The organism is Parafannyhessea sp. LCP19S3_B1 (assembly GCF_052121955.1).
Classification (GTDB): domain Bacteria; phylum Actinomycetota; class Coriobacteriia; order Coriobacteriales; family Atopobiaceae; genus Parafannyhessea.
Genome location: NZ_JBQKDH010000004.1, coordinates 22618 through 43255, shown reverse-complemented (window position 1 = coordinate 43255; position 20638 = coordinate 22618). Strand labels below are relative to the sequence as shown.

Here is a 20638-nt window from a genome sequence, read left to right as displayed (position 1 = left end):
GTCCTCAATGTAGTGAGGGGAGCATGCCATACGCATGCTCCCCGAGGTGGCTAGTTGTAGACGACAACCGTTGACCCAGTAGGGATGTTGTCGTGTATCCACTTCGCCTTGTTAATGTTCAGGCGGACACAGCCTTGGGAGATGTGCATTCCCAGCCGGCCATCCAGAATGGCGTTGGTCCCACGCCTGTACAGCACCGAATGGAACAGGTAGTTTCCGTAAAACTGCGTGTAGTAGTAGCACGTGTGGTCTCCGCCGCTGAACGAGTACCCCTTTGCCCCGACGCTGAAGACACCGTGGACGGTCGGAGTGCCGGGACCGCCGTCGGAGCACATGAAGTAGTCATACAGACGCCAGCCGCTTCCCGAGCGTGTGAAAACGCCGACCCTGCACGCGCCATAGTTCACCATGAGCAGCCAGTTCGTCCTGCTGCCATAGCGCTGCGCGCGATAGTACATGTTGGCATCCGCCATGAACAGCCCGGGGTCGTTGGTAAACGAGCGCCACGTGGGACCAGGCGCGGAAGACCCCTTCGGCCTCACTTGGATCTGCACCGCCTCGACGCGGGCAGAGCAGCCAGACGTCCCCGCATAGCCTCCGTTCCTGGTCCAACCCATCCAGCCGAGCTTCTCGACGTACACGCGGTACCAGATGTCGCAGGTCTGGGCCATGCTACCGGTCAGGCGCAGGCGGATTGCCTCGACACGCCTGCCCTGTCCCTCCGTGCCGGCGACGGCCCCCTCGGACCTCCAACCCTGCCAGCCGATTCCCTGCACGTGAGTGGACAGCTGGACCTCGCCAGTCTGACCCACGCCGGTGCCCGCAACCCGCTTCACGCGGAGCGCCTCGACCCTCAGGCCCCTTCCGGTCGTGCCGGCAACGGTGCCCTGATTGACCCAATGCTGCCAGCCGATGTTCTGGACGTGCGTTTGGTACGTAAGCGTCGGAGCCGACACATAGGGGCGGTTGGTGTCGCCAGGCGCCGCCGACCCCTTGGCAGTAAGGCTGAACTGTACGGCCTCGATGCGCAGGCCGAGTCCCGTGGTGCCCGCAATCACGCCATCGACGGACGAAGAGGTGCCCGCCTTCGCCCAGCCAAGCCAGCCAAGGTTCTGGACGTGCACGCGGTACCAGAGGTCGTTCGTCTGAGCGGCCTCGCCCGTGAGCCTTGCCTTGATGGCCTCCACCCGCTTCGAGCGGCCAGTCGTACCCGAGATGCTGCCATCAGAGGTCTGCACATACCCCTGCCAGCCATAGTCCTGGACGTGGGAGCTGATTTCGACGGCACCGTTAAGCCCGGATAGACGGACGTCCAGCGCCTCTACCGCAAGGCCCATGCCCGTGGTGCCGGCAGTCTTTCCGTCCTTGAACCAGCCCTGCCACCCGATGTTCTGAACATGGGCACGGTACGATATGGAAGGCTGCTCCGCCTGCCCGGATTCGGAGGCATCACCCGTGAGCCCAGGCGCGGACGCACCCTTTGCAAGAAGCGTCACCTGGACGGCCTCGACACGCTTGCCAAGCCCCGTCGTTCCCGCAACCGCACCGTCCTTGGTCCAGCCCATCCAGCCCTTGTCCTGGACGTGGACGCGGTACCACACGTCATAGCGGGAGGACACGGGCCCGCCGATCCTGATCTTCAGCGCCTCGATGCGAAGTCCCTTGCCCGTCGTACCGGCAACGGCGAAGCCGTCCTCGTTGTCGGAGCTCGCCGACCACTTCTGCCACCCGACGTTCTGCACGTGCGCGCTGACGCTGATGGAAGAGCCATCGGTCATCTTGCCAAGCGTGAGTCGCAGCGCCTCTACGCGCAGCCCCCTGCCGGTGGTTCCGGCGACGGAACAGTCAGACACTGCGGCCTGCCATCCAATATTCTGCACGTGAGCCGCATACGCCAGCTCGGGTTCCTGCACCTCGGTGGCCTTGGCCGCCACGTCATCGGACTCGGACGCGGAGGCATCTGCATCGGCTCCGCCCTGATCGGAGGATGGTTCCGACTGTGTGGACCCAGAGTCAGCGGCGCCCTTGTCGGCGTCCTCCGCGGCTTCCTCTTGTGTCGGGGCCTTCTCACCCACATCTAGCTGGGACTCGTCTTGTCCAGACTGGGAGGCGTCACTCGCGGCGGAGCTGTCCGCCGCGAGTGACGCACTTGGCTCATCCCCCGCAGTGCCTTGCAATGCCTCGGAAAGCGCGGGCGTCGGAATCAAAGCAGTGCACAGCGCCATGGATGTCAGTGCAGTTAGAACGAACCTGCTTCTTATACGCATGAGTTCCTCCAGACGGGAAGCACGCCTTTATACGTTCACGTAAAAGATTTCACAAACTACACTCAAATGCTACTATTTACAACGACTTCTGAAAAGAACCTTTGCACAATCGAAATTTCTACCCCGGCCCTGCCGGTCCCGCGGGACCATACCTTCTGACAGGCACGTTACAAGGAGAAGATCGTGAAGACGAAGGGCACAAGCTACATTCCAAGGCATTTCGCAAAGGAATCAGGTGGCGCCAGCCACATTTGCAGAGTCGACATGGGTCTATCTGCGCTTGCGATAACTGCTGGGCTCGCGTTTGCGCTATCCTCTGTCGGTTCCCCCACGACGGCACTCGCCTCCGAGGCAGGCGTCTCGTCGCCTAGCTCGAGCGCCGTGGCAAGCGACGATACGCCCAGCCAAGCGGCGCCCAGTTCGGCTGCCGCTCAAAGCCCAGCCGTAGCTACCGTCGATCCCGTACGTTCCCCCGACGCGGCTGGTTCGCAAACCCCACAGGATGTCACCCCCGATACTCAAATCTCTCCAGCAGACGCTTCGCAACCCCAAGACCCTGACCAGCAGGCTCCCTCCTCCATCCAAGGGTCGCAGTCGAGCGCCACGGACGACTCGAACGAGTCTGCGGCCACCCCGCAGAATACGGAGCGTTCGCCTTCGATCCATTGTCAGACTCACGTGCAAGACAGAGGCTGGCAGGACGAGGTTTCCAGCGACACGAGCCAAAAGGAAGCGGCGACTGCCGGCACAACCGGGCAGGGCAAGCGCATCGAGGCAATCCGAGTCTCTCTCGTTGATGCCGATGGCAACACGCTCCAGAATGCGGTCGAGTACAAGGCACATGTCGCGAACCAGGGCTGGGATGCAAGTTGGTCGCGCGATGGCCAGACGGTCGGAACCACGGGGAAGTCTCGCGCCATAGAGGCGCTCAAGGTTCGCCTTCTGGACGAGTACTCGCAGTTCTACGACCTCTTCTATCGCGTTCACATACAAGATTACGGATGGCTCGATTGGACCTCAAACGGAGGTGCAGCCGGCTCGGTCGGCCTTGGCAAGAGGGTCGAGGCCCTTCAGCTCCTCCTAAGGTCCAAGGAATCGGATGACTCTCCGGCTATCGGTGACAATGCGTACATCGAGCACTCTGGAGTCTCCGTCTCCAGCCACGTTCAGAATGTCGGTTGGCAGCGCAGCGCCACTGCCAACGGCCAGACCTCGGGCACAACGGGCAAGGGTCTTCGCATCGAGGCCGTCTCCGCCAAGCTCGGCAGCGGCTACGATGTCGACGGTGGCATCGAGTACAGAACGTACCTGCAGAACAGCGGCTGGAGCAGCTGGGTAGCAAACGGCGCGGTCTCCGGAACCACCGGCAGGGGTCTTAGGGTCGAAGCCGTCCAGTTCGCCCTGCAGGGTGAGATTGCCAATGCCTACGACCTCTACTACCGCGTTCACGTAGCCAACTACGGATGGCTGGACTGGGTCCTCGCCGGCACCGAGCCAAACTCGATCTCCGGAACGACGGGCCTCTCCAAGCGCATCGAGGCAATCCAGCTCTACATGTACAAGAAGGACTCGACGCACAAGCCCCACACCGGAATCGGCCATGTCTCTGCCGCGGGCGTCTCCTATTCGGCTCAGGAAGCCAACGGAGCGTGGAGAGATTCCGCAAACGGAGGAATCGCGGGAACAACAGGCAAAAGCATCCCACTCGTCGCGATGAAGGCCTCCCTCTACCCAAGGGACAACGACATCACGGGGAACATCACCTACGCCGTCCACCTCGCAAACATCGGATGGGTGAACGGACAGTCCAATGGTGCCGAGGCCGGGAAATCCCTTGCCGCCAACAACATACAGGGATTGAGAATCTCCCTAAGCGGTACCCTCGCGCGCTTCTTCGACGTGTACTATCGCGTGCACTCCCACAACCTCGGCTGGCTCGGCTGGACAAAGGACGGTGCCTCCGCCGGCACCTCCGGCCTTAACCTTCCCGCCGAGGCGTTCGAAATCACGCTCGTGCCCAAGGGCAACGCTGCTCCCGGCCATACGTCCCTCGCCTTCTATAGTGAGAAGAACTACTTCGGCCAGCTGACGTCAACCATGAACGCAAGTCAGTCTCGAGTCCGCGACTCTGCCTTCAGAACCCCCGCCACACCTGGCGGATACTGTGCGCTTTGGGTAACGAACGTAATAAGAAACGCAGGCTACGGTTACCATTCTGGCGATGCATGCGACCTTTATCGAAATTACTGCACCTCTTCAGACCTCAAGCAACTTAAAATCGGCATGATAATCGCCGTGAGTACCCATCCCCACACATACGCAGGCTCGATCTACGGTCACGTAGGAATCTACATCGGCAATGGCCTCATGCGGGATAGCGTGTATGGTTACGTCCGCCAAATAGCCGTTAAGGACTGGATCGCGTACTATGGGGCAACGGTCAGGCCCAAGTGGGGATGGCTCGGAAACATCAGGCTCGCGTAACACCATGTGCCCCTCGTTTTTCCATTAAGTTGATTCCACCAGATTCCAAATCAAAGGAAGGCGGAAAACATGCGGCTCTCCTCGAAGTCCATACGCGCAGCTGCGGTGAGCGCAGGACTCGCATTCTCCTGCGCATTCCTCTTCCCCATCCACGCTTATTCGCTTGAGTCCGCCACGAATCCCGTCGAGACGGCCGCAGTGACCCAAGCGGGATCCGTTCCACCGGACATTGAATCGGACGAGCTCGCCCAGCAGCCAGTGGCAGAGCAGCATTTGTCATCCTCGACTCAGGGCAGCGCAGATCAGAGCCAGCCATCAGATTCCCCAGCCGCTGACGATAGCGACGCATCGCAGGTAGAGCCTGCGCCGACAGATGAGCAGGCAGTTCCAGGGGACGTCGCACCCGCCGAGGAGGCGCAGGAAAACGGCACTCAGCCCAAGGCGACAGGCAACGGCAGCGCGTCCGGTTCGTCCAAAGAGTCCGATGATGAGCAAGAGCGACCCTGCGTCACCTATGACGCACACGTCCAGAACGTTGGTTGGCAAGCATCTCCATCCAATCCCGAAGGCTGGCACAGCGACGGCGAGACTGCCGGGACAACGGGCAAGGCGCTTCGTATGGAGGGCATTCGAATCAAGCTCGACAGCTCGCTCTCGGGGTCCATCACCTACCAAGCCCATGTTCAGAACGTTGGCTGGCAAGCTTGGGTGAGCGACGGGGCGCTTGCCGGAACGACGGGGAAATCCCTCAGGCTCGAAGCGCTTCGCATCGCGCTCCAGGGCGACGTGGCAAGCAGATACTCGGTCTACTACCGTGCTCACGTCCAGAATTACGGATGGCTCGGCTGGACTCACGACGGCGCGTCTGTCGGCAGCGCAGGACTGGGCCTCCGCCTCGAAGCCCTCGAAATAAAACTGATAGAGAAAAGCCAAGCGTCACAAGAGACTCAGCAGGTTAAGGTTGCGTTTATTCCAAAGGCGGCGTTGACAGCCTCAGGACATGTGCAGGACCTCGGGTGGCAACATGTTCAGCAAGTGGGCATCGGAACGACGATTACCTTGGGCACGACCGGGAAGTCTAAAAGGCTTGAGGCGTTCAGCATTGCCATTTCGCCAGACCTGGCGGAAGGCTCTGGGCTGGTCTCGAACGCGCACGTATCTAACATCGGGTGGCAGGCAGACAAGAGCGATCCTCACACCTGGAAGGCCGCGAACTCCCAGGCCAATCGTTCGTCGAACGGAACTACCGGCAAGTCCCTTTCGCTCGAAGCGGTTCAGCTCCGCCTGTCCAGCCAGCTGTCACCCTACTATGAAATCTACTATCGCGCACATGTCGAGGACCTAGGATGGCTCGACTGGACCAAGGATGGCTTCGCGGCGGGCACGACCAGCCTCGGAATGCGTCTTGAGGCGCTGCAGATTAGGCTGCAGGTAAAGGGCTCAAAGGCACCTGGGGCAACCAGCAACTCGTACACCTCGAAAGACCTTTGGACAGATGTTCGCGTGACCACCAGCACGCCCTCGGGAAAGGAGGTCGGCATTGGAGTCTCGGCCGTCAGGGGAAATGGCTACGTTTTCCTCCCTTCGTTTTCGGATGACGGGACCGCAAAGGTGAGTCGCGCCGTGGGCACGGGCAAATTCCTTGTGTCTGGGAAAGAAGACGGGGCGTTCCACAGCGTCGACAACGGAATGTCGATATCCCTCGCAGACATCAATCCCGATGTCTGCGAGGATGGCTCGCGCACAATCTTCTACCAAGGCTTCTCTTACGTTGCGCCCCAGATGCTTCACCTGCTCAAGTCCTCTGGCGTTGACGCCATGTTCCTCACGAGCGACGACCCAACAAGTATGGGTCGTTCATACGTAGAGAACTCCGCCGACCATTCTGCCAAGGCTACCGGGTCGATGATTCTTGCGAACGCCAAGGGGTCCGTCGTGTACGACGGCGCCCTTACGCAGATCAAGGGAAGGGGAAACACCACTTGGTCAGCAAGCAAGAAGCCGTACCAGATTAAGCTTTCCGACAAGTGTGACCTGCTTGAGACCGGTGATTCTGACAATCGTTCCAAGACTTGGGTCCTTCTCGCAAGTGCCTATGACCCGACGAAGCTCTTCAACGCCATTGCCTTTGCGCTCGGAAAGAACATCGGAATAATCTCCCCCGACTGCAAGATGGTAGACCTCTACTACGACGGTGACTATCGCGGGTCATATCTGCTTGCAGAGAAAGTGCAGGTAGGGAGCGGTCGCGTTGACATTCATGACTTGGAGAAAGACGTCGAGAAGGCCAACGCCCAGGTCGACCTCAGCTCCCTCGAACGCGCAACCGATGTCAATGCGTTCGGAAACACGTACCAGTACGTCAAGAATATGGCGAACCCGTCTGACATCTCCGGCGGATATCTTGTCGAACTCGACAACAACTGGTATTCGTCGGAGGCATCTTGGTTCAAGACAAGCGTAGCGACCTTTGTCGTCAAGAGTCCCGAATTCAGTTCGAAAGATTCGATGAGGCAGATCAGCGAGGCTTTCCAGGAGGCGATCGATAACGCTTCCAATGCCGACGAATCTTACCACTTCGACCTCGACTCCCTTGCCAGGGTCTTACTACTCAACACCTTCGTGAGAAACACGGACTTTGCAAGAAGTTCGACATATTACTATGTTGACAGGGATTCCAAGACCATTTTCTCTGGCCCGATTTGGGATTTCGACCAGTGCTTTGGAAAAATCGGCAATTCTGCCGCAGCCAGCTCACCGGCCGGAAATGCGTACAACAATCACAACAGCGTTGGTTGGATGACGGCAGCCACGGAGCGTACGAACGCAATCAAAGAGGCGTGGCCCGAGGTTCGAATGCACATCGAGAAGTTTATCGCCGGCGATGTCGCGGATGACATTGATTCGAGCTTCGCACAGCTCTCTAAGCTGTCCTCAGATAGTATAGGAATGGACGTCGTTCTCTGGCAAAAGAAAACCAACTTCACTGCAATCGAGAAAGCCCAAGCGGAGCAGCTTGCGCGCCTAAGGGACTGGATGGACAAAAGAGTCGCTTGGATGGACACATACGTCAAATCCCTTTAATGCTCATAGGAATGACTTCAAGGTGCATCTTGCTCATTCCGAACCAAATGCATCACTCGTCAGATAAGATAGTGCTCGATCGTCACTATCTCTAGGGAGTGCCTGTTGAAAATACTTGCCGTAATTCCTGCGTACAATGAGGAAGAGTGTCTCGAAAACACGGTGAACGAGCTGACGACAGTCTGCCCTGACATCGACTATCTTGTCGTAAATGACGGCTCGAGGGATAGAACGGGCGAAATCTGCGACCACTTTGGTTTCAATCACGTCGACCTTCCCGTCAATTGCGGTCTGGCATCGGGTTTCAAGTGCGGCTGCAAATATGCCCTCCGAAACGGTTACGACGCCGTGGTTCAGTTCGACTCCGATGGCCAGCATATGCCCGAATACATTCACCCCATGGCCGATGCGATGAAGAAAGAGAAGGCGGACATTGTCATTGCATCCCGCGGTCTTGCCGGCGGAGGCGCTGTCGGCGCACGCGGCATTGGCGCAAAGCTTATATCTGCACTTATTAAAGCCGGTACAAAGCAGGCGATAACTGATCCCACCTCTGGCATGAGAATGTACGACCGGGCCATGGTCGAAACCTATGCCAAGAGCTTTGATCTAGCACCAGAGCCCGATTCGATTGCGTTACTTATGCGCGACGGTGCGAAAGTGATAGAGATTCCAGCTGAGATGAGAGAACGACAGGGCGGAACAAGCTACCTTCGTTTCTTCAGTTCCATCTCATATATGGCACGTACGTGCATCTCCCTGCTCCTGTTCCTCTGGTTCCGTAAAGGAGGATGCTAATGAACCCTGTACTTCGTCTCGTCCTGATCATTGGAGCAATCATTGCCCTTGCCATCGTCGTGCGCTCAGTGAAAAGGAGCCGTCTGACAATTGCGGATTCGGTATATTGGGTTATCTGCGCGGTACTCCTTGTAGTGTTCGCCGCATTTCCCGGAATAGCGTTCTTCTTCTCGAACCTCCTGGGCTTTCTCTCCCCTTCGAACTTCGTCTTCTGCTTCATCATTATGCTTATGCTCATCAAACTCTTTTCTCTATCCGAACAAGTCTCCAGACTGCAGAACAAGCTCGAGGGCATGTCTCAGGAGGTCGCGCTGAACGAAAAGGTCCATTCGGATCATATCGATTGATAGCATTCACGTCTACGTTATTGAGCATTGGCCGTCCCCAGAAAGGCTTCCGGGGACGGCCAATGTTGTGTAGAGTAGCGAAGTGGCGATCGACAGCCTAGATGCGCCGTATCAACCCGGCAATCTCCCGCACGCGCTCGCGATAAGTAAAAAGATACAAGGCGTAAACGGCACAGTATCCCAAAAATGCCACTACCGGAGGAAGAATTTCGGTCATTACGATGAAAGACAGAGTTAGAACAATTTCGAATATCGTTATGGAGGTCTCATTAACTCTGAGTCTCTCGGCGACGATGTGCTCCGAATAGATGCTTCGGCCCACAATGGCGACTACTGTTGCCATAATCGCAACGTATACAGATTGAAAGAAAAACGTCCCAAGCACCACACCCAAAGCACTTATCGCGACGGTAGCTATGTTTATATACAGGAGTCTCGACTCTTCCCTCGTCACCTTGAACACTGTCGTGCAAGTGATATCCATCTTGCTGTCAAAAACACAAATCGGAAGAATGAAAACAAGATAGGCCATGCTATTTGCGTATTGGGGCAGCCATAACAACAACAGCCATGTCATTGGAAAATAAAGAGCGTAAACGATGGGAAATAGGAGGCTCAATGTGTCCCTGGCATGCGCATAGAACTTCTTAATCTCGCTTTCATTGCTTTGCTTCAGCGAGGGAAAAAGAACCATGCTTGCCTGGGCCACAAACGCTGTGTAGAGCGTGAGAAGGGAGAACGCAAATGACAGCTCACCAAATGTCTGAATCCCCCATTTTGCATCTATTGCAAAGCGGCAGACGCCGACAATAAGTCCAGAAGCGATGTTTGCAATCATCAGTTTCGAGCCGACACGTACGCTTTTAACGCTCTCCAGCAGTGAGTCCTTCAAACCCAAGAAGCCGGCACGGCGAAATTCGCGAACATGGTAAAGGCAGTATGCTACCTGCACCACGCTGGAAAAAATGTATGCAATAACGTATGGCTCAAACGACCTAACGCGAGTAAGCAGCAGCAATGCCAAAGGCACGAGGAAGATTCCACGCTCGACGATAGTCGAATAGGATGAGAGCTTGGTCTCGTTCATTGCCTGCAATACATACATGACGTATGAGGCCGCATTCTGAATGACCATAAAGATGGCCGAACAAACAAGAACAAACACCCTGGCAGTGCCGAAGCCCCACGCAATTGCAACGATGGATACTATTACCGCAACAACTGTTTGAAAGGCAACAGAAACGATGAACTGCGAGTGAACTAGGCGCTTGTCTATTTTCGTCCTTGATTTACCGCCGTTTATCAGATATACGCCATCGTTCAAACCAAGGTGAAAGAAGCCGACATACCCAGTGTAGAAAATAAAGAGTTGCCAATAGCCATACTGTGTAACTCCGAGTAGCTTAGGCACTAGGAGCGACTGCAGTACGCCCATTGCAAGCGAGATGCCTTGAGCTAGAAAAGCAATGGACATATTCTTGATTACGAAGCGAGCGTTCATTGTCTCCCTATTCGCACTTTGATTTATTTTTTCATAATCCTGCTAAGGCTCTCTTAGACCCAGTTTAACTGCTATGCCCCTCGCCCACTCAATGCACTTACGATAAGCGATTGCTCGCTCTAGCCCCTTTCGCGGCCAATACCCCACTGAAGTTGATATATACGAAACCTGATCGGAGTACGCAGCCATCAACTTCCTTAATGCACGATAGTACGTATCATTAACGGTGCCTCTTGAAGAAAGGTGATTCACGTCAGCTAGGAAGGTATAGACGTCATGGTCGTGCAACCGCGCGTATAGGCACTGCTCAACGGCGTAGAAGTGCCAGCCGTCGCAAATCTCTTCGTCGAAATGGTGACTTTCCCACGTAGACTTCGGCATGATGATTGTGCATTCGTCTACCGTCTCAACACCTACATAATCGCCGTCGAACATCGAGCCTGTAGAATATGGCTCTTCTTCCTCCCCATGCGTGATCATTGTGAATGTCTTGCCTTGCTTCGCGCCAGCGACTCCACCAACGTCTCCCTCGTCGAGAATGCCACAGCGCTTAACGAGATCTGACAAGCTGTCTGTAGTTTTGAATCGAATGTCTTGATGGCAGAAAAGGAGAAGGTCTCCGGTGCACTGCGACGCACCATAATTCAAGGCTGCCGCCGCGGAGGAAAACCTTCCGTCGGAATTGTCGATGAGGATACGCTCCGTAGCTTGAGACTGCTCGTCTAACGAGTCTGTTAGGTATCTCAGTTTCTCTTCGCTTGTATAGCAGCACACTATGGAAACGGTGGAGTAATTCACGACGCCTTCATTCATCTAGTCAATTGAAACTTTGTAAAGGGAAGCCGGTCACGAGCGAATCTAGTAGAAGCCGAGAAGCACTCCGACCCTCATCCGCAAAAGCGCTTCTGGCGAAGGTATCCAGTAGCTACGGCTACCCGAATACCTAATACGAGCATCCAGCGAATCACGATAGTGTAGAAACTCTTCAAGAACACGACGACCTTCTGGTTTTAGATAGTCACTGTAGCCATCATAGAAGAGCCGAGCCGTCTCCGACTGTACGCGTTCGTAGGGTTTAAGCGCAAGCAACGCAAGCTTGATGGTTTCACCTATCGATTCCGGATTGAGGGTAGTCTTGCCCACGACATTATTGCCAGTAATCCTGCGCTTCATGTAAGCGTGATCGGTATCAGCAATGACCGTCCCGCAAAACCTGCCCGCCATATGCAACCATACGTCATGCATACGGGGAAAATGGGTGGGGCGATACGATTGGACAATACGTGCCAGAGCATGATTAAACACCATCACGCAGCCGTTGATATAGTTCCTCAGCAGCACAGTTGCCGGATGTCTTTCGCACTCTGTGAATCGGTAGAGCTCTCTTGATTCGCTGCTACCCTCGACATTGATCAGGTCGCAATAGTAGAGCGCAGGCTCCTCACCGACGATCATTTTTTCGATCATGTCCACTGCCGCAGAGAGTTTGTTCGGCATCCATAGGTCATCTTGATCGGAAAAGGCGTAATAATCATAGTTTTCTGCGTCATCTTCATACAGCATTTGCATGAAGTTATCGTTCACGCCCAGATTCGTCTCATTCCGAGTCACAACGACGTTTGGGAACCTATTTGCATATTTCTTGCAAATCGAAAACGTCCCATCGGGTGATTGGTCATCACAAATACGGAGTGTCACGTCCACTCCCTCTTGCCCGAGAATGGAGTCTATCTGCTCGCCAACCCACCGTTCTCCCTTATAGGTGGCCATCATGACCAATACGCGTGGCCTTACGCCCAAATCAAGTCTCCATCTCTTCAGGCAAGCAAGGAAGCACTCTCCAGCTGCATGCTAATAAAAACTGGAGCCAAGTATAGGCTACCTGGCTCCAGCGTCGCCAACATTACCAGCCACGCGCTAATCACCCACGCATACGTCAGCGAAAAATCACGTGAGGGTAAGAGTTACTGTCCCTGCTTGGCGTATTTAGCCTCGGTCGCCTCCTTGGCGGGACGCCACCAGTCCTCGTGCTCGCGATACCAAGCGATGGTCTGGTCGAGACCCTCGGAGAAGTCCGTGTGGATTGGCCTCCAACCGAGTTCTTGCTCGAGCTTCGTGGGATCGATGGCGTAGCGGCGGTCGTGGCCAGGACGGTCGCGAACCCAGTCGAACGCATCCTCCGGCTGTCCCATGCGCTCGAGGATGGCCTTCAGAACGTGAATGTTGTCCTTCTCGCCGTTTGCGCCGATGAGATAGGTCTCGCCGATGCGACCCTTCGTGAGGATGTCCCAGACCGCACGAGAGTGGTCCTCGGTGTGGATCCAGTCGCGGACGTTCTTTCCGTCGCCATAGAGCTTTGGCCTGATGCCACAGAGGATGTTGGTGATCTGCCGGGGTATGAACTTCTCGACGTGCTGATAGGGACCATAGTTGTTGGAGCAGTTGGATATGGTCGCGCGAACCCCGAACGTGCGGTGCCAGGCGCGCACGAGGAGGTCGCTCGAGGCCTTGGAGGAGCTGTAGGGGCTGGACGGCTTGTAGGGGTCATCCGGCTCGAACCGGCGCGGCTCGTCCAAGGCGAGGTCACCGTAGACCTCGTCGGTCGAGATGTGGTGGTAGCGGACGTCGTACTTGCGCGCCGCCTGGAGGAGACGGTAGGTGCCGACGACGTTGGTCTGGATGAAGGGCTCGGGGTTCTGGATGCTGTTGTCGTTGTGGGATTCCGCGGCATAGTGCACGATGGCGTCGTGACCGGGAACCAGCTCGTCGAGGAGCTTCTCGTCGCATACGTCACCCACGACCAGTTCGACGCGGTCCTTGGGAAGGCCCGCAATGTTTGCGGGGTTGCCGGCATACGTGAGCTTGTCGAGCACCGTCACATGGGTCTCGGGGTGGTTGCGCGCCACCCAACGGACGAAGTTGCTGCCGATGAAGCCGCAGCCGCCGGTAACGATGATGTTGCGAGGCTCAAATGTTTCTTCAGACATCAAGGGGCTCCTTGTGATTGATCCTAGTCGCTACTTCTTGAGGGTGCCGACGTACTCCTCCAGCTGGACTTCCCAGTCCTTCGGTGTGAACTCTGCCGCAGCGATCTTGTCGAGCGAAAGAGTCGAGAAACGCGGACGAGGGGCAATGGGACCTGAAGCATTGGCGTAGTACTTCTCCGTGGAAACGGGACGAACGGCATTGGCGTTCCCGTTCCTTAGCTCGAACACCCTTGCGGCAATCTGGAACCAGGTCTTTGTGCTTCCCGAGCCCGTAAGGTCGTACGTTCCATACGGCGCCGGCTCCACGGGCATGGACCCGTCACGATAGCCGAGGAGGTGGAAGATGCCCTTTGCCATCTGATCCGTGAATGTGAGCCTACCGGACTGGTCGTCCACTACGGTGACCGCATCGAGCGAATCCGACGGGTCAGCAACGCGGTCGGAGAGCGCAGCCATGGTCTTCACGAAGTTGTGTCCGTCGCCAATGACCCAGGAGGAACGGGCAATATAGTGCCGGGGGCAAGCTTCGACCGCAAGATCTCCGGCCGCCTTGGACTGACCGTACACCGAAAGGGGCGCGAGGCCCTCGTCCTCGTCATGCACCTCCCGCGTGCCGTCGAACACGTAGTCGGAGCTCACGTGAACCATGGTAATGCCGTGCTCGGCGCAGGTCCGTGCCATGAGTGCGGGACCAGTGGCGTTTGCGGCCCAGCAGACCTTCCTGCCCTCGGGGGTCTCGGCCTTGTCTACTGCCGTATAGGCACCACAGTTGATGACCGTTCCGTAGAGGTCCCAGTCGTACTTTGAGTAGTCCTCTCCCCTTGAGAGGTCAAAGGTATCGATGTCACAGAAGTCGAACGTGTCAATGACGCCCGTCTCCTCCGCAAGGGCCCGCACGGCCCGACCAAGCTGACCGTTGCAGCCGGTGACCAGCGTGCGCGGTGCCTTCATGGGAACGACGTCTTCGAGCATGGGGTGGTTCTTATCTGCCTCCGAGAGCTCTGCCTCCGCAAGGGGAATCGGCCATTTGATGTCGAGCGTAGGATCGGCAAGGTTTACGAAGGTATACGTCTTCTTGAGCTCTGCAGACCAGTGCCTGTTGACGAGATACGTGTATGCCGTGCCATCCTCTAGGGCTTGGAAGGAATTGCCGACTCCACGGGGTACGAAAATCGCGCGGGATGGGTCGAGCGTGGTCGTAAACACCTGGCCGAAGGTCTCACTCCCCTCGCGAAGGTCGACCCATGCCCCGAATACAGAGCCGGTAGCAACAGAGATGAACTTGTCCCAGGGCTCCGCGTGTATGCCGCGCGTGACGCCGCGCTTCGCGTTGAAGCTCACGTTGTTCTGGACGTAACGGATGTCAGGGATACCCAACGCGCACATCTTCGCACGTTGGAAGTTCTCCTTAAACCAGCCGCGGTTGTCACCGTGCACCGCAAGCTCGACGACCTTGAGCCCAGCAATGCCGGTCTCGATAACGGATAGGTTCTTCTCGAATTCCATATGCCTCACAGTCTCCTACTAGTCATCGTAGCGTCGGCCGGGAACGATCTTCCCCTCGGCAACGATGCGCAGGTGCTTGCCGTAGTCGCTCTTACCGTAGCGGTCCGCGCAATCGAGCAGGCGGTCGCGAGAGATCCAGCCGTTCTCGAAGGCAATTTCCTCGGGAACGGATACGGGGAGGTCCTGCGCCTTTTCCACCGTACGAACAAACTGGGATGCCTCGAACAGCGATTCCATCGTTCCCGTGTCGAGCCATGCATACCCACGGCCGAGTGTTATGACGTCGAGCGAGCCATCCTCTAGATACATGCGATTGAGGTCGGTAATCTCGTACTCGCCGCGTGCGGAGGGCCGAACATCGGCCGCAAGCCTCGTGACGCGCGAGTCATAGAAGTAGAGACCCGTCACCGCATAGTTGCTCTTTGGATGGGCAGGCTTCTCCTCGATCGAAATGGCGTTGTAGTCCTTGTCGAACTCGACGACTCCGAAACGCTCCGGATCGTCGACGCGATAGCCAAAGACCGTTGCGCGGCCTGATTCCGCAGCCGCTACCGCACGACGGAGGTGACGAGAGAAGCCGTTGCCGTAAAAGATGTTGTCTCCCAGGACGAGAGCACAGGCCTCCCCTGCAACGAAATCGGCACCGATCACGAAGGCTTGCGCAAGGCCGTTGGGCTCTGGCTGCTCCGCATACGAGAGCGACACGCCGAAATCGGAGCCGTCCCCAAGGAGACGCTCGAAGTTAGGCAGGTCCTTTGGGGTGCTGATAATCAGAATGTCCCTGATGCCCGCAAGCATGAGCGTCGAGAGCGGATAGTAGATCATCGGCTTGTCGTAAACGGGCAAAAGCTGTTTGCTCGTTACCGTGGTAAGCGGATAAAGGCGGGTGCCGCTTCCACCTGCAAGGATGATACCCTTCATGTACTGCCTCCGCAAATATTGAATCTGATATGCTCCGTCTACTTAAGATACCAATCAGTTAACGCCCAGCGATATACGAAACGTTTGAGGAAGCGCCTTTCATAGAACCCAATCGCACTACATTTCCGGCGATAAAGATTTGCGTCACCAGGCTGAAGTAGATTCTTCAGATATGCACGATCAACCTTATCCTCAACTCGGCTCGCATCTCCAAGGGGAATATACGAACGAAGTACGGCGCCAAGCTTGTCGGTCACCTCAAGGAACTTGTCTTGGGGAACTCTGATGAGTTCGTATAGGCAGAAGTCCAATGCCCAGCGCATCATCTGCTCCGCGTACCTGTCAAGAATTCCAAGCTCTTTCCAGTCAGAGAAAATGTGCTCCACGATATTTACATGCTCAAGCATCTTTGCGCATACATCAGCATTCATTCGGTCCATAAGAGAGCCAGGACGTGCTGCAAGATACTCGTATAGTTTCATAGAGCTGAATCGAGTCTTCGAAGACCTCGGATAGACTGCAAAGCAGAAAATCTGATCCTCCCCAAAGCGAACGTCCTCATCGAAGAGTATGCGATTCTTTCTCAGGAAGTCCGCGTTGCATGCCATCCTCCATGCGAAGGGGCGCGAGCTCTCTTTAAAGAGTATGTCGAGGTCGAAGCCATCATACGTAATATTTCGAGGACTCAATACGTCATACAACCAACTGGTCACCGCTTCACCCGGAACGCAAGTTGCGCCGAATGTCAAGACGTCAACGTCCGACTCGTCCATCATCCTCACGATGTCTTCGCAGGCATTCGGGTATAGACGATCATCGGAATCTACAAAACAGACGTATTTTGCGGACGCCTCGGCGATGCCAGCGTTTCGCGCGGAGGACAGACCTCCATTTGGTTTGTTCAGTACCTTTATCCTGCTATCTCGGTCCGCCCACTTATGCAGATGTTCCGGTGACCCATCTGTAGAGCCGTCGTTTACACAGAGAATCTCAATGTCGCTTAACGACTGACAAGCCAGCGACTCGAGACACCTGTCTATATAGTCCTCGACGTTGTATACGGGGACGATGACGGAAAGCCGGGCCATATCTATAGCTCTCCCTTTGCCTTGCTCTTCACCAACTCGACAACAGAGCTGACGCCACCAGCATTCCAATAATTCTTGAGCGTCTGAACTTTATCCGGACTATTGAGAGATGCCCTTCTGGCGGCAAAGAGCTTTGGGTTGTATGCAACCTCAAGGACTTCCCTTACCTGTTCCTTAGAAAAGTACTGGAAGGGGGCAAGATCGGGGTCTTTGAGATACTTACCGTTAAGAACGCCTTCCGGGATGTAACCAGCCTCAATCTCCTCGCGCATCTCACGTGTAAATCTATCGAGAAACTCACCCTTCAGGTTATCCGATAACCTGTCGTAGTTCCACATGTAGTTGAGGAACTTAACGTGAGCCCTTATAGGATTGAGACTGGGAGCAAGATCAGGCCTGTCTTCCTGGAGGAACCTCTGTATTTCGGCATGTTCATCACACGTGCAGAAAACCTTGCCTTTTGAGTTGACAGAGGAAGATTCGTTATCCTGCCTGTAATGAAGGAATGCCTTCCCGGAATACATAGCTCGCTCCGAGCACGCGAGCGCCTTGAATGTGAAACTCGAATCCTGGTACGAGGCTCCAGGGGTGGGTAGGAAGCTTATATCGTTTTTCTCAAGAAAGTCACGCCGATAGATGGCCGACCAAATCGATGGCTTTGCCCAGAAAATCTCTGGGCAAACGCGAGGTGCGTGCACCCCAAGGGAAATCATCTCAGGCTTTATTGCCGAAAAATAAACATCGTTACGATATGAGTATTCTGCCTGAGGTTCGGTCCAATACAACCAGAAGTTGCACTTGAAGAAGTCGAGATCATCCGCTTCCGCAGAATCGACCATATACTCTAGGGCGCCAGGGTCAAGGAAGTCATCTGACTCCAAAATCGAAATGTACTTCCCTCGCGCTGAGCGAAGCCCCTGGTTCATGGAGTCACCATAGCCGCTGTTGGCCTTATCGATGACGCGAAAGCGCTCATCAGAGTCGAGATACCTTTGGACAATGTCCCGAGACCCGTCCTTCGAGCCATCATTTATGCAGATGACCTCAAAATTCTTGAAGCTCTGGGCAACAAGAGAGGACAGACACTGGTCGAGATAACGCTCGACGTTATAGATAGGCACGAGGACAGAGACCACAACGTTGCTGCTCGAAACCAATTTCAACCCTTTCCATGAGACGTCATGCATATTGTACCTATGCAGACCTGTCGATTAGCAAATGCGAGCTGCCCTTCGCAAAGGCAATAGAGGCGACATGCCTACTGCGAAATCTTATACAGGTGCGAAGTGCCGTCATTGCTGGTGAGAATCTCGGTAAATGCAGGACTCCAGGAGCCGGTGCGCCTAATTCCCTTGAAAAGGTTCGGATCAGGATTGGTCCACATAATGTAGGTTCCACGCTCTGACGGCTTGTCTAGGACCAAGACATACTTCGCATTCAGCTTCTTTACGGCATCTCGCACGTCAGCCCTGCTAGCGTACTCGTCAAGATGCTCTCGAATAAGCTTGCTCTCGGCGCTCTCCCCACTGCCACCAAATCCCGTAAAGCCCCGGTAGTAGGTCCTCATGCCCGTGAGGCCATACGCAATGTGGCTTCCGTCCCAAGGATTGTTGATGACCAGATCATCACCTGTTATCTTGCTTGCGCGAGAAAGGAAATCCCGTTCGGAATCACTGAGGGGGGAAGATGAAGAGTAGCGATCGTGAACTGACTGGCGATATCCGCCAAACGCAGTTGGCAGCACCGGGAATCCCGGAAACGGAACTGGTGGCATGAACACAAGCGCCGCTAGGACGAAAACGGAAACCGCCTCACGTGCAAAGAAGCCCTTCTCGGGAGTACCCTGGTTCTTCTCGATGCCTTCCAGAACGACGGATATCGCTCTCGTGGCGCCCACGGTCACAAGGGGCACGGCCGCCATGGAGGCCGTCGCGGCAAGACGAACGGGATCCGTATACCAGAACCCAGCAACGAAGTGCTTGAAAGTATCGTCAGTAGTCGCACCGACAAAACAAATGATGCAGGCAAGCACATACGAAGCCACAATCCAACTGTGGTCATCGTCTCGAACCACGCGAGCAATCCCGACAACTGCAAGAATCGCTGGAACGAAGTTCGCAACCGAATTCGCGTCAAAGCCACCAAGATACGACTGGGTAAAAATGTTGACAATCTCCTGCCACACCCCGGCAAAAGATGGCCAGTTCATATTTATTACGCCAGGAGTCAAGACCGAAAGCGCTCGATAGGCAGCAAACCAAAGCACGAGGCAAAGCATCGAGAAAAAAGCCGCCAAAATACGTCCGGAAATCGGACGAGACGCACCGATACGGATTCCGCTGCAAACCCATAGACGATGGAATACATAGGGGACAAGAAGGATAGCAGCGCTGAACAAGCTGTTAGGATGAAGCGAAAGCAATCCGAATACCGCTAGCAGAAACAGTAAAAGCTGGCATAGACGCGCCGACACGCTCTTGATGCGCGCAGAAATTAAGAATGCAAAAATGACAAGGAACGCCGGCACGCAAGCCATCGCACCCAGGTTGGGATACAGAGGGCCAAACGTGAGAAGGTTCCATGGGCACCCCACGAGAAATAGTGACGAAAATGCACCGACACGCAACACTCTGCGATCATTCGGAAAAAGCATTGAGAGTGCAGCTACCGCGCCCAACGGATACACGAAAGCACAGAACGTGATATTCGTCGCATTAATGCACATTGCGAGATCGAATCCGGTTACCTCATGCACCAGCGCGTAGATGAAATAAGTGCCCGAGGGATAGAAGCCACCGCCAACGCCTAGTGGGGAAATCCCAATGTCCCTCGCTGTCATGTACGCGCTCGTGCCGAACGATGAGAATCGACCAGAGTCAATCATCGCTCGCGTCACATTGATGTGATGACCCAGGTCCCAATTCTGGAACAGTGCGCCCCCACTGGGTATGCAGCGATAGAAGAGATAGTATCCCAGAAGCGATCCGACAAGCACATATAGGGCAAGGGTCTTCCATTCGATATCTGGAAGACGAAGCTGCTTGTCACACCACAGACCGCCACGACATCCCCGTAGTCCAATTATTAGAACCATGTCCACGACGAGAAAAGTAGCGAGAACGGAAGCAGCATTTGAAAAGATTCCAATGCGAGCAAATACCTCCCCGAGAACGGCGATGACACTGATCGTAAGCAACGGGGAAAGCATCAACGCCCACGCGCGGGAGAATCCTACGCTACGGAGCAGCAGAAATCCGGGAACCAAGAGCAGCGCTGCTGCGACAGCGCATGTCATAAAGAAAACCATTTGGACCGTTCAATTCGACATCGAGATGTATAGGAAGCCTTCGGTAGGCAAAGTTGGCAGAGCGAAGGGCTACTCGTCCTGCTCCGCGATAAGGCGATTCACCATGTCGGTGAGGCCCTGAGCGCTGTTGAAGTTCTCCGGGACGATCTCCTTTGCGGGAATCTTGATGTCGAACTCGTCGTCGAAGGCCGAGACGATCTGAAGCACATCGAAGGAGTCGAGGTGGCGCTCGTCCCAGAGCGCAGTGCAGTTATCGTAGTCGACGTCCTCCTCGATATCCTTGAGGATGTCGATGACCTCGGACTTGGTAACGCTATCAGACATGGTGTCTCCGTTCTTCTCGAATGG

Annotated in this window: 15 protein-coding genes; 4 read left to right on the top strand and 11 right to left on the bottom strand. The window is 55.5% G+C overall.

The window, feature by feature from the left end; translation table 11 throughout:
• Positions 1-50: 50 nt before the first annotated feature.
• Entirely contained in the window at positions 51-2075 is a 2025-nt protein-coding gene (locus ACTQWE_RS02645) for a L,D-transpeptidase family protein (RefSeq protein WP_441856675.1), read from the bottom strand.
• An 870-nt stretch (positions 2076-2945) separates the two neighbouring features.
• On the opposite strand from ACTQWE_RS02645, the gene ACTQWE_RS02640 reads away from it, so the two are divergent.
• The 4 genes from ACTQWE_RS02640 (at position 2946) to ACTQWE_RS02625 (ending at position 8980) form a co-directional block, all read left to right on the top strand.
• A complete protein-coding gene (locus tag ACTQWE_RS02640) occupies positions 2946-4751 on the top strand; it encodes a hypothetical protein (protein WP_441856676.1) in 1806 nt (601 codons plus the stop codon).
• Positions 4752-4820: 69 nt separating this feature from the next.
• Positions 4821-7835: a CotH kinase family protein gene (locus tag ACTQWE_RS02635; RefSeq protein ID WP_441856677.1), complete on the top strand. Its 3015-nt coding sequence runs from the start codon at positions 4821-4823 to the stop codon at positions 7833-7835.
• A gap of 105 nt (positions 7836-7940) precedes the next feature.
• Positions 7941-8633: a glycosyltransferase family 2 protein gene (locus ACTQWE_RS02630; RefSeq protein WP_441856678.1), complete on the top strand. Its 693-nt coding sequence runs from the start codon at positions 7941-7943 to the stop codon at positions 8631-8633.
• Positions 8633-8980 carry a DUF2304 domain-containing protein gene (locus ACTQWE_RS02625; protein ID WP_441856679.1) on the top strand — a complete coding sequence of 116 codons (348 nt, stop codon included), beginning with the start codon at positions 8633-8635 and terminating at the stop codon, positions 8978-8980. The genes ACTQWE_RS02630 and ACTQWE_RS02625 overlap by 1 nt, the downstream gene beginning before the upstream one ends.
• Positions 8981-9077: 97 nt before the next feature.
• On the opposite strand, the gene ACTQWE_RS02620 is transcribed toward ACTQWE_RS02625, so the two are convergent.
• The 10 genes from ACTQWE_RS02620 to ACTQWE_RS02575 form a co-directional block, all read right to left on the bottom strand.
• A complete protein-coding gene (locus ACTQWE_RS02620; protein ID WP_441856680.1) occupies positions 9078-10481 on the bottom strand; it encodes a hypothetical protein in 1404 nt (467 codons plus the stop codon).
• A 42-nt stretch (positions 10482-10523) separates the two neighbouring features.
• The gene (locus ACTQWE_RS02615; RefSeq protein WP_441856681.1) at positions 10524-11279 is read right to left on the bottom strand and encodes a glycosyltransferase; all 756 of its coding nucleotides are present in this window, start codon (positions 11277-11279) and stop codon (positions 10524-10526) included.
• A gap of 60 nt (positions 11280-11339) precedes the next feature.
• The gene (locus ACTQWE_RS02610) at positions 11340-12260 is read right to left on the bottom strand and encodes a glycosyltransferase (protein ID WP_441921256.1); all 921 of its coding nucleotides are present in this window, start codon (positions 12258-12260) and stop codon (positions 11340-11342) included.
• Positions 12261-12445: 185 nt separating this feature from the next.
• Positions 12446-13468, bottom strand: a complete 1023-nt coding sequence (gene rfbB / locus ACTQWE_RS02605) for a dTDP-glucose 4,6-dehydratase (RefSeq protein ID WP_441856683.1) — start codon at positions 13466-13468, stop codon at positions 12446-12448.
• Positions 13469-13498: 30 nt separating this feature from the next.
• Positions 13499-14974, bottom strand: a complete 1476-nt coding sequence (locus tag ACTQWE_RS02600) for a sugar nucleotide-binding protein (protein WP_441856684.1) — start codon at positions 14972-14974, stop codon at positions 13499-13501.
• Between the two features lie 18 nt (positions 14975-14992).
• The gene (gene rfbA, locus ACTQWE_RS02595; protein ID WP_441856685.1) at positions 14993-15895 is read right to left on the bottom strand and encodes a glucose-1-phosphate thymidylyltransferase RfbA; all 903 of its coding nucleotides are present in this window, start codon (positions 15893-15895) and stop codon (positions 14993-14995) included.
• Positions 15896-15933: 38 nt separating this feature from the next.
• Entirely contained in the window at positions 15934-16983 is a 1050-nt protein-coding gene (locus ACTQWE_RS02590; protein WP_441856686.1) for a glycosyltransferase family 2 protein, read from the bottom strand.
• A gap of 2 nt (positions 16984-16985) precedes the next feature.
• Complete coding sequence (locus tag ACTQWE_RS02585; protein WP_441856687.1) at positions 16986-18140, bottom strand: glycosyltransferase; 1155 nt, start codon at positions 18138-18140, stop codon at positions 16986-16988.
• Between the two features lie 101 nt (positions 18141-18241).
• Positions 18242-20290, bottom strand: coding sequence for a DUF6541 family protein (locus ACTQWE_RS02580; RefSeq protein WP_441856688.1), 2049 nt, complete (start codon positions 20288-20290; stop codon positions 18242-18244).
• Between the two features lie 69 nt (positions 20291-20359).
• Entirely contained in the window at positions 20360-20614 is a 255-nt protein-coding gene (locus ACTQWE_RS02575) for an acyl carrier protein (protein WP_441856689.1), read from the bottom strand.
• Between the last annotated feature and the right edge of the window lie 24 nt (positions 20615-20638).